This is a genomic window from Burkholderia sp. ABCPW 14 (assembly GCF_001523835.1).
Lineage (GTDB): Bacteria > Pseudomonadota > Gammaproteobacteria > Burkholderiales > Burkholderiaceae > Burkholderia > Burkholderia mayonis.
On record NZ_LOVS01000005.1, the window covers coordinates 22,721 to 32,380 of the forward strand.

The 9,660-nt window shown below is 67.8% G+C and carries 7 protein-coding genes; 5 read left to right on the forward strand and 2 right to left on the reverse strand.

All coding sequences use genetic code 11. The features are described 5' to 3' along the window. Positions 1–58: 58 nt before the first annotated feature. From WS62_RS00610 to WS62_RS00615, 3 genes are all read left to right on the forward strand, one after another. On the forward strand, positions 59–2,812 hold the full coding sequence (locus WS62_RS00610; protein WP_442855048.1) for a heavy metal translocating P-type ATPase: 2,754 nt from the start codon (positions 59–61) through the stop codon (positions 2,810–2,812). A 12-nt stretch (positions 2,813–2,824) separates the two neighbouring features. Then, positions 2,825–3,229, forward strand: coding sequence for a zinc ribbon domain-containing protein (locus tag WS62_RS32060; RefSeq protein ID WP_082720587.1), 405 nt, complete (start codon positions 2,825–2,827; stop codon positions 3,227–3,229). Between the two features lie 832 nt (positions 3,230–4,061). After that, on the forward strand, positions 4,062–5,525 hold the full coding sequence (locus tag WS62_RS00615) for a mechanosensitive ion channel (protein ID WP_066566357.1): 1,464 nt from the start codon (positions 4,062–4,064) through the stop codon (positions 5,523–5,525). A gap of 120 nt (positions 5,526–5,645) precedes the next feature. Here the strand turns inward: WS62_RS00615 and WS62_RS00620 are convergent, their stop codons facing one another. Then, positions 5,646–6,974 carry an aminotransferase-like domain-containing protein gene (locus tag WS62_RS00620; protein ID WP_066566358.1) on the reverse strand — a complete coding sequence of 443 codons (1,329 nt, stop codon included), beginning with the start codon at positions 6,972–6,974 and terminating at the stop codon, positions 5,646–5,648. An 84-nt stretch (positions 6,975–7,058) separates the two neighbouring features. On the opposite strand from WS62_RS00620, the gene WS62_RS00625 reads away from it, so the two are divergent. Both WS62_RS00625 and WS62_RS00630 read left to right on the forward strand, forming a co-directional pair. Next, positions 7,059–7,673: a LysE family translocator gene (locus tag WS62_RS00625; RefSeq protein WP_066566382.1), complete on the forward strand. Its 615-nt coding sequence runs from the start codon at positions 7,059–7,061 to the stop codon at positions 7,671–7,673. 46 nt (positions 7,674–7,719) lie between these two features. Next, entirely contained in the window at positions 7,720–8,058 is a 339-nt protein-coding gene (locus WS62_RS00630) for an antibiotic biosynthesis monooxygenase family protein (protein WP_066566360.1), read from the forward strand. A 24-nt stretch (positions 8,059–8,082) separates the two neighbouring features. Here WS62_RS00630 and WS62_RS00635 read toward each other — a convergent pair whose 3' ends face one another. Beyond that, entirely contained in the window at positions 8,083–9,192 is a 1,110-nt protein-coding gene (locus WS62_RS00635) for an acyltransferase family protein (protein WP_066566362.1), read from the reverse strand. Between the last annotated feature and the right edge of the window lie 468 nt (positions 9,193–9,660).

Consider the following 9,660-nt stretch of genomic DNA (forward strand, 5'->3'; position numbering starts at 1 on the left):
GACCTTGTAGTGACTTCAAGGTGTTAACTGTACACCGTCAGTCACAGAGGAGGTTGCCATGACCGAGGCCACCCGGGCCGAAAACCGGCCGCGTACGCCCGAAACCGATCGCGACGGCACGCGTCCGAACGATGTGCGCGATCCGTCGTGCGTCGACGCGCGCTCGCATTTGCATGTGCGCGGCGCCCCTGATGGCGCCGCGTCGCGCGTGGACGATCACGACTGGTGTTCGCGCGAGCGCGAGCTGGCGGATGCGGCCGACCCGACCCGAAAGGACGGCGCTCGACACCAGGGTTGCGCGCGCGGTCACGCCGAAGGCCATGCGCATGGCAATGCCCATTCTTGCGATCCCGATCGGCGCAATGCGGATACCGGCGATCGAGCGAACGGTGAAGTTCTGCTTCGCGACGATGGCCACGCCCTGTCACGCGCCGCCGGTTGCTGTTCGCACGACCACCAGCACGGCGATATCGACGTGCGCGCAAACCGTGAAGCCCGGTCCCACGATCGTGGTTCGATTGGCCGTAGCCACGATTCGCACGCCGACGACGGTCATCCGCACGCCCACGATCACGCCGGCGCCGCCTGCTGCGCGCCCGCACCCGTCGCGTTCGCGCCGCTGCCTGGCGCGCGGAAGGCCACGGACGGCCGCGTGCGCTCCGCGTTCCGGATCATGCAGATGGACTGCCCGACCGAAGAAACGCTGATCCGCAAGAAGCTCGGCGGGATCGCCGAAGTCGCGGCGCTCGAATTCAACCTGATGCAGCGGATGCTGACGGTCGAGCACGCGCCGGGCGCGGAGGCGGGCATCGTCGGCGCGATCCGCTCGCTCGGGATGACGCCCGAGCAGGCCGGCGCCGGTGCGACGAGCCGCGCCGCGTCGCCCATGCCGGCCGAAGCGCCGCGGCCGTGGTGGCCGCTCGCGATCGCGGGCGGCGCGGCGGCCGCGTCGGAGGCGGTCACGTGGTTGCAGCTTCCCGTCTGGCTTGCCGCCGCGCTCGCGCTCGCCGCGGTCGCGACCTGCGGCCTCGGGACTTACCGCAAAGGCTGGATCGCGCTCACGAACGGCAATCTGAACATCAACGCGCTGATGAGCATCGCGGTGACGGGCGCGATGGCGATCGGCCAGTGGCCCGAGGCCGCGATGGTGATGGTGCTCTTCACCGTCGCCGAATTGATCGAGGCGCGCTCGCTCGATCGCGCGCGCAACGCGATCCAGAGCCTGATGCGGCTCGCGCCCGACACTGCAACGGTCAAGCAGCCCGACGGCTCGTGGCAGGCGATCGATGCCGCGCAGGTCGCGCTCGGCGCCGTCGTGCGCGTGAAGCCCGGCGAGCGGATCGGTCTCGACGGCGAGATCGTCGCCGGCCGCTCGACCGTCAATCAGGCGCCGATCACGGGCGAGAGCCTGCCCGTCGAGAAAGGCGACGGCGACCCGGTGTACGCGGGCACGATCAACGAAGCCGGCTCGTTCGAATATCGCGTGACCGCGGTCGCGAGCAACACGACGCTCGCGCGGATCATCCACGCGGTCGAGCAAGCGCAGGGGGCGAAGGCGCCGACGCAGCGCTTCGTCGACAGCTTCGCGCGCATCTACACGCCGATCGTGTTCGCGATCGCGCTCATCGTCGCGATCGCGCCTCCGCTCGCGTTCGACGGCGCATGGCGCGACTGGATCTATCGCGCGCTCGTGCTGCTCGTGATCGCGTGCCCGTGCGCGCTCGTGATCTCGACGCCCGTGACGATCGTGTCGGGTCTCGCGGCGGCGGCGCGGCGCGGCATCCTCGTGAAGGGCGGCGTGCACCTCGAGCAAGGCCGCAGGCTCGCGTGGCTCGCGCTCGACAAGACGGGCACGATCACGCGCGGCAAGCCGGTGCAGACTGACTTCGAGATGCGCGCGGCCGACATCGACGTCGCCCGTGTGCGGCGGCTTGCCGCGAGCCTCGCCGCGCGCTCGGACCATCCGGTTTCGCAGGCGGTCGCGGCGGCCGGCGCAGCCGAGGGCGGCGCCGGCGGCATGGGCGGCACAGGCGGCGTCGGCAACGGCAAGGACGCGTCGTTCCTCGACGTCGCCGACTTCGAGGCGATCCCGGGCCGCGGCGTGCGCGGTGCGATTGACGGCACGCCGTACTGGCTCGGCAACCATCGCCTCGTCGAAGAACTCGAATGCTGCACGCCCGCGCTCGAAGCGCGCCTCGACGCGCTTGAGCGGCAGGGCAAGACGGTCGTGATGCTGATCGACGGCACGCGCGTGCTCGGCCTCTTTGCGGTCGCCGACACGGTGAAGGACACGAGCCGCGCGGCGGTCGCCGAACTGCACGCGCTCGGCATCAAGACCGCGATGCTGACGGGCGACAACCCGCACACCGCGAAGGCGATCGCGCAGCAGGTCGGCATCGACGACGCGCGCGGCAACCAGTTGCCGCAAGACAAGCTCGCCGCCGTCGACGAGCTGGCGACAGGCGGCCGCGCGGTCGGCATGGTCGGCGATGGGATCAACGACGCGCCCGCGCTCGCGCGCGCCGATATCGGCTTCGCGATGGGCGCGATGGGCACCGACACGGCGATCGAGACGGCCGACGTCGCGCTGATGGACGACGACCTGCGGAAGATCCCGGCATTCGTGCGGCTGTCGCGCGCGACGCATCGCGTGCTCGTGCAGAACATTACGTTCGCGCTCGCCGTGAAGGCGGTGTTCGTCGGACTGACGATCACAGGGATGGGCACGATGTGGATGGCGGTGTTCGCCGACGCGGGCGCAAGCTTGATCGTCGTCGGCAATGGCTTGCGGCTGCTGCGCCGCGGACAGTGAACGGAGGAGACGATGGGTTGGCTCAAGCGGATCGTCGGCGGTGGGCACCATGGAAGCGGCGGCCGTCGCGACGACCATCACGGCGGCGGAGCGGGTGGCGGGCACGGCCATGGCCGCGGCTACGGCGGGGGCTACGACAGTCCCGGCGGCCACGGTTGGGGCCGCCGGGATGTACCGGGCGACGACGGTCGGGATCGAGAACGTAGCGGCGTTCCGCCTCAAAGGGAAGCGAGCGGGCCCGTGCAGAGCGCTGCATGCGCGAAGTGCGGCGCGATCAACGGAGCGGATGCGAAGTTCTGCGTGCAATGCGGCGCATCTCAGGCACCGGCTGCGTGCGGTGGATGTCGCGCGTTGCTCGATGCATCCGCGCGTTTCTGCCCGCAATGCGGGACGGCAGTCTCGAAGGCGCGCGCGTGACGCGAGGCGGCGGGGTGCGGGCGGGCGTCATTCGATGCGCCCGCGCGCGCATTCCGATAGCGCTGCTAAGCAAGTTCGCGATTGCATGCGCGAGATTTCAGGCGGCGTATTTGAGTCGCTATATTCGAGTCGACTCGTTCGTTCGGCGCGCTAGCAAGCGTCGATATGTTTGATGCAGTGGTTTGACGCAGCGCAGTCGCGGCGAGCGTCCGAACCGGTTCGTTTTCTCGCCGCCCTATCTGCAGCGAGGCGAATTCACCGACTCAGCCGCAGCACGGCCCAACGTGCCCGCGGCAGTCGTTGTTCAGCGCGCACAGCGCGCCCAAACCGCCCTCATCTGTCTGCCCCCCGCACAGCAAATCCCGGGCCTGCCATAGCGAATGAAAGCACCTTGCGCTTGCGCAACCCGGCCGGTGAACCTGCGCCGGTCGGGTTGAGCCAGTCGGTTCACATTCTTCCATCAATCTTCCCGTCCGTTTCATGCTTGCGGCTCGCCGACACGAACGCGCACCGCGCGCCACATCATTTCGCGACGCGCGCAACGTCCGTGCGCGCGAAGCCTTCATTGCGCCAACGAATTGCGCGGCTCGCGCCGAGATTGTTGCGTCCGTTTCATTGCGCACGCGCATGCTTGGCATCGCCGCACCATTTCAAAGCACGATTTTTATTAGCAGGTCGATCCCTTAGAATAAAGTTCGAGTACAGTGAAGCACGATTGAAGCCGTCATCGTTCCCCGTGTAAGGTCGCCGGCTGCGGAGCCAGGTTTTCTTCGGAGTCCGCAGGTTGTTCGTCGAGGTCCAACGCAACATCACGCTTTTCGGGAGAGAACATATGGATTCATCCAGTTTCCTGACGTCGATGCAGAGCACGCTCGGCGTTTATCTGCCCAAGATCGCGGGCGCGCTCGGCATCCTGGTCATCGGCTGGCTGATCGCCGTGATCGTCCGGGCAGGCGTGCGGCGCTTGCTGAGCGCGCTGAAGGTCGATGCGCGCATCGCCGAAAGCACCGGCCAAGGCGCGCAAGTGGAGCGCATCATCGCGGGCGGCCTGTTCTGGCTCATCCTGCTCGTGACCGCGGTCGGCATCTTCAACGTGCTGAATCTCTACGCGGTATCGAATCCGTTCTCGCTGCTCGTCACGAAGATCATCAACTATCTGCCGAACCTGCTCGGCGGCGCGGCGCTCACGCTCGTCGCGTGGCTGATCGCGTCGCTCTTGCGCAGCCTCGCCGACAAGACGCTGAAGGCGAGCAAGATCGACAGCAAACTGTCGGAGACGGCAGGGATGCGGCCGATGAGCTCGTACCTCGGCGACGTGCTGTTCTGGCTCGTGATCCTGATGTTCATCCCGGCGATCCTCGCCGCGTTCGACCTGAACGGGCTGCTGTCGCCCGTGCAGGGGATGATCGACAAGATCCTCGCGATCGTGCCGAACGTGTTCGCCGCGACCGTGATCGGCTTCGTTGGCTGGCTCGTCGCGCGCATCCTGCGCGGGCTCGTCACGAACCTGCTCATCGCGGCGGGCGCCGACAGGCTCACGCAAAGCGTCGAGAGCCCGACGCCCGTGAAGATCTCGAGCCTCATCGGCACGGTCGTCTTCATCTTCGTGTTCGTGCCGACGTTGATCTCCGCGCTCGACGCGCTGAAGATCGAGGCGATCTCGCGGCCCGCGACCGACTTGCTCGGCCAGTTCCTCAACGCGGTGCCCGATATCTTCGCGGCCGTCGTGATCGTGCTCGTCACGTTCTACGTCGCGCGCTTCGTCGGCGCGCTCGTGCAGAAGCTGCTCGTCGCCGCGGGTGTCGACGGCCTGCCCGCCGTGCTCGGCGTCGAGCGCGTGTTCACCGGGATGCTGCAGCCTTCGGTGCTGGCCGGCCGGCTCGTGATTTTCTTCGCGATGCTGTTCGCGACCGTCGAAGCCGCGAACCGGCTCGGCTTCACGCAGGTGCGCGACGTCGTCACGCTGTTCATCGAGTTCGGCGGGCACGTGCTGATGGGCGGCGTGATCCTCGTGATCGGCTTCTGGCTCGCGGGCCTTGCGCGCCGCGTGATCGAGCAGGCCGACAGCGAGCACAGCCGGCTCTTGTCGCGCATCGCGCAGTTCGCGATTCTCGGCCTCGTGTTCGCGATGGGATTGCGCGCGATGGGCATCGCGAACGAGATCGTGCAGCTCGCGTTCGGCCTCGTGCTCGGCGCGATCGCTGTCGCGGTCGCACTGTCGTTCGGTCTTGGCGGCCGCGAAGCCGCGGGCAAGCTGCTTGACCGCTGTTTCAATCAGCGCGGCAAGCAGGAGTGACGCGCGGATGACGCGCGGGCGGTCGCGCGACGATCGCCCGAGCATCGGCGCGGTTTCCGCGGGGGCGCAACGGGTGCGGCCCCGCGCGCTGTTCTCGCGTGCCGCACTGCGACGCGAACGTCACCCGATTACCGCGCTTCGAACCTTCCGCAACGCGTCTTCGAGCGATTCGAGCGCAATCGAGCCGAGCGCGATCCGCAGCGCATGCGGCGCGCTCGGCGCGGTCGAGAACGGCTCGGCTGTCGTCACGAGCACGCCTTCGCGCTCGAGTTTCGCCGCGACTCGGTCCGCGCGCAGTTCCTCGGGCATCGCAAGCCACAGATAGTAGGAAGACGGATGCGAGACGACATCGCCGTCGCGCAATATCCGTCGCGCGAGTGTCTGCCTGCGCCGCGCATCCTTGCGCTTGCGTTCCTCTAGCGTGTCGACGATTCCGCTGTCGATCCACTGGCACGCCAGTGCGACCGTCAGCGACGGCGTATTCCACGTCGACACGCGAATCGCGTGCTCGAGCGCCGGCACGAGGCGCTCCGGCGCGGCCACGAAGCCGAGTCTCAATCCCGATGCGACGCTCTTCGACAGCCCCGATACGTAGACGGTGCGATCGGGCGCATGGGTGAACACGGGCTTCGGCGCGGGCTCGGCGAGGAACGCGTATGCGCCGTCCTCGATGACGAGCAGATCGTGATGCTCGGCGAGCTCGGCAAGGCGCATGCGACTCCGCGCGGACATCATGGAGCCGAGTGGATTGTGCAGCGTCGGCATCGTGTAGACCGCGCGCACCGGGCGCTTTCTGCAGAGCGCGTCGAGCCGGTCGAGATCCAGGTTCTGCTCTGCCGACAGCGGCAGCGGCGAAAGCGTGATCCGGTGCGCGTGCGCGAGCGCTTTCATGCCGGGATACGTCAGCGCGTCGACAGCGAGGATTTCGCCCGGCTTCATCGTGGCCATCAGCGTCACCGCGAGCCCTTGCTGCGCGCCGTTGACGATCAGCACCTGCTCGCCCGGCACGCGGATGCCGCGATTGCGCAGATGCCTCGCGACGGTCTGCCGCTCGTGCCGGCGGCCGCCTTGCGGCGCCGAATGCAGCAGCGCGTCGAGATCGCCGGACGCGGCGAGGCCGCGCAGGCCGCTGCGCAGCAGTTCGACCTGGCCCGGCAGCGACGGATAGTTGAACGTCAGATCGATCGCGCCCGCCTTCGCCGGATGCTGCTCGAGGCCGAGCCCGCGCGGCAGCGACGTGTCGCGCACGAACGTGCCGCGCCCGGTCTCGCCGACGATCAATCCCGCTTCCGCAAGCGCCGCGTAGACGCGCGACGCTGTCGCCAGCGCGATCCCGTGCCGCTTCATCAACGCGCGGATCGTCGGCAGCTGCGCGCCGGGCGCGAGCGTGCCGGCGCGGATGCGGGCGGCGAAGTCGTCGACGATCGTCTGGTAGCGTGATTCGGCCATCGCGTTGTATCTAGAACAATTGTTTGTTTGTATCGGATGGCGCAGATTACGCTGCGCGTGTCGTTCACGCAAACATTCGCCAACATGATCCAGACGTCCACTCTATCGGTCTTCATCGCGGCCGTGATGGTATTGCTGATGTCGCCGGGCCCGAACATGGCTTTCGTGATCGCGCACGGCGCGGCGTACGGGCTGCGCGGCGGCATCGCCGCGGCGATCGGCATCGGCGCCGCCGATCTGGTGCTCACCGCGCTGACGGCGGCGGGCGTCGCGGCCGTCGTCGCCGCGTGGCCGCCGTCGTTCGACCTGATCCGCTATGCCGGCGCGGCCTATCTGCTGTGGATGGCGTACAAGGCGGTGCGCCATCCCGGTTCGCTCGGCAAGGTCGCGGCAACCGAGCGGTCGCTCTGGTCGGTCGGCATGCGCGCGATGCTGAACAGCCTGTCGAATCCGAAGGCGCTGCTGTTCTTCATCGTTTTTCTGCCGCAGTTCGTCGATCGTCACGGCGCGTCGGTCGCCGGCCAACTGGTCGCGCTCGGCTGCGTGCTGACCGCGATCAGCGTCACGTTTCACGCGCTGCTCGGTGCGGCCGGCCATGCGGTGCGCGGGGTCGTCGGGCATCGCGCGGCATCTGCCGGGCTCGCGGCCCTCTTCGTGCTGCTCGCGGTGCGCCTTGCGACGATGTCGAGGCTGTCGTGAGCGATGCACACGGCGCGTGCGCGCGTCATCGATAGGAGAACTTCCAATGTACATTGCCGCATTCATCTACCGGCCCGGCAGCCTCGACGCCGAATTCCGGCGGCTGACCGCGTCGATCGACGCCGTCGCGGCGAGCCTGCCCGGCTTCGTCGGCATGGAGTCATGGCGCTCGACGGACGGGCTGATGTTCAACGCGAGCTACTACTGGCGCGACGAGGCGACGCTGCGCGCGTTCGCGGCGCATCCGAAGCACCTCGACGCGAAGCGCCGGTTCCGCAAATGGTACGACGGGTATCACGTCGTTGTTTTGAAGGTCGAGCGCGCATACGGCGACGGTTCATTTCAGCATCTCGTTCCGGATTCGCGGCGAGAGCGGATCGATTAGCATGTCCAACGATCGTGCCGACGATCAAGCGGCATCCGCGCTGCCGATCCGGCCTTTCTCAGGCGCGTTCGCATAACCGGCCGGCAGTGGCGGGAAGCCGACGAGCCGCGCCGTTCCCGAACGCAGCACGAGTACATAGAGCAGCATCGGGCAAACGATTCCCGCGAGCGTGCCGAGCGCGAGCTGCACGCCGATGTCGACGACGCCGAGTTTGACGAGCGCGATGCGCGTGGCGGCCGTCGCGAGGATATGCGCGAGATAGATCGGCATCGATGCGAAGCCGATGTGCTCGAGCCACGTCGGACGGCGCGCGAGCCGGGGCGCGGCGTCGCCGCGTCGCGCCGCGCGATGCGCGAAGAGCAGCACGAGCGCGCAGCCCGCGAGCGCGGCGGGCAATGCCCAGACGCTGTCCGGTTCGCCGAAGCGATGCGCGAGCGCGACCACCGCGGCGAACGTCACGGCAACGGCGACGAGCGAGCGTCCGTTCGACGCGCGTTCGACGAGCGCGGGCAGCTTGTCGCCGATCAGCATGCCGAGCACGAAGAACGGAAGGTACGTGAGTGTCATCGACACGATGCCCCATTGCGTCGACGAGCCGGCGGCGAGCGCGACGACCGCGAGCCCGCCGATCGCGAGCGCCGCAAGCGATGCGTGCGCACCTCCGGACGCCGCGCGGTCGCGCGCGCGGATGCCGGGCGCGACGATCGACCCTCCCCATGCGATCAGCATGCAGATGAAGAGCGCATACAGGAACCAGAACTGGCCGAACGGCCGCCACCCGATTGCGAGCAGATCGTTCGGCGTGAATGCATGATTCATCCCGCGCGACGACAGCGCGAGCTGCACCGCGCCTTGCAGCAGCGACCACACAAAGTACGGATAGACGATCGTTCGCCGCTTCGCGAGCAGGAAGTCGTCGCCCGCGCGCTGCAGCGACTTCGGCACGTGCAGCCCCGAAAGCAGGAAGAAGAGCGGCATGTGGAATGTGTAGATCGTGTAGTCGGTCGCGGCGAGCAGGGTGCTCGGCCAACCGGCCGGCACGAGGCCGGCGGCGAACAGGCCGCGCAGCACGTGGCCGTACACGACGAGGATGATGCCCGCGCCCCGAGCGGTATCGAGATAGGAGTCCCGCATGGTCTGAATGATTGGAATGGTCGATCGGTGGGCCGCGCGTCGCCGGAAAGACGGCGCGCGGCGCGCTCACTGCGTGATCACAATGTAGGGGCTTGCATGCCGGCGATCTGTGTGCCGGGCGACACAAGTTCGCTGTCGCGTCGTGCGGCGGACGCGGACGCTCGGCGGGCGGCACGCGCGGAGGCCGGCGTGCGGATACGCGCGCATTCGATGCGGTGCATGCTGCAGATCGCGTTCGCCGCATTCGCCGCATCCGCCGTGCGTTGCGATGCAGCAAGTCGCCCCGCGCGCGTGCACACCGATCCCTGCACGCGCCCGCTTTAGCCACCGGAAATATTTGGTTCATCGCAGTAAACCGTGGAGGGTTTGATGGAGATTGCGTAACCTGACGCCTGATTCTATAGAGGTCAGGAGGAAGAATTGCACGATCGCAAGGCACTTCAGGCACTGGGCGGCTGGACCGGCTAT

What these genes read in the sequence shown, in the direction of transcription:
- WS62_RS32060 (WP_082720587.1), top strand. Translation starts at nt 2,825, where the DNA reads ATGGGTTGGCTCAAGCGGATCGTCGGCGGTGGGCACCATGGAAGCGGC.
- WS62_RS00620 (WP_066566358.1), bottom strand. Translation starts at nt 6,974, where the DNA reads ATGGCCGAATCACGCTACCAGACGATCGTCGACGACTTCGCCGCCCGC.
- WS62_RS00635 (WP_066566362.1), bottom strand. Translation starts at nt 9,192, where the DNA reads ATGCGGGACTCCTATCTCGATACCGCTCGGGGCGCGGGCATCATCCTC.
- WS62_RS00615 (WP_066566357.1), top strand. Translation starts at nt 4,062, where the DNA reads ATGGATTCATCCAGTTTCCTGACGTCGATGCAGAGCACGCTCGGCGTT.
- WS62_RS00625 (WP_066566382.1), top strand. Translation starts at nt 7,059, where the DNA reads ATGATCCAGACGTCCACTCTATCGGTCTTCATCGCGGCCGTGATGGTA.
- WS62_RS00630 (WP_066566360.1), top strand. Translation starts at nt 7,720, where the DNA reads ATGTACATTGCCGCATTCATCTACCGGCCCGGCAGCCTCGACGCCGAA.
- WS62_RS00610 (WP_442855048.1), top strand. Translation starts at nt 59, where the DNA reads ATGACCGAGGCCACCCGGGCCGAAAACCGGCCGCGTACGCCCGAAACC.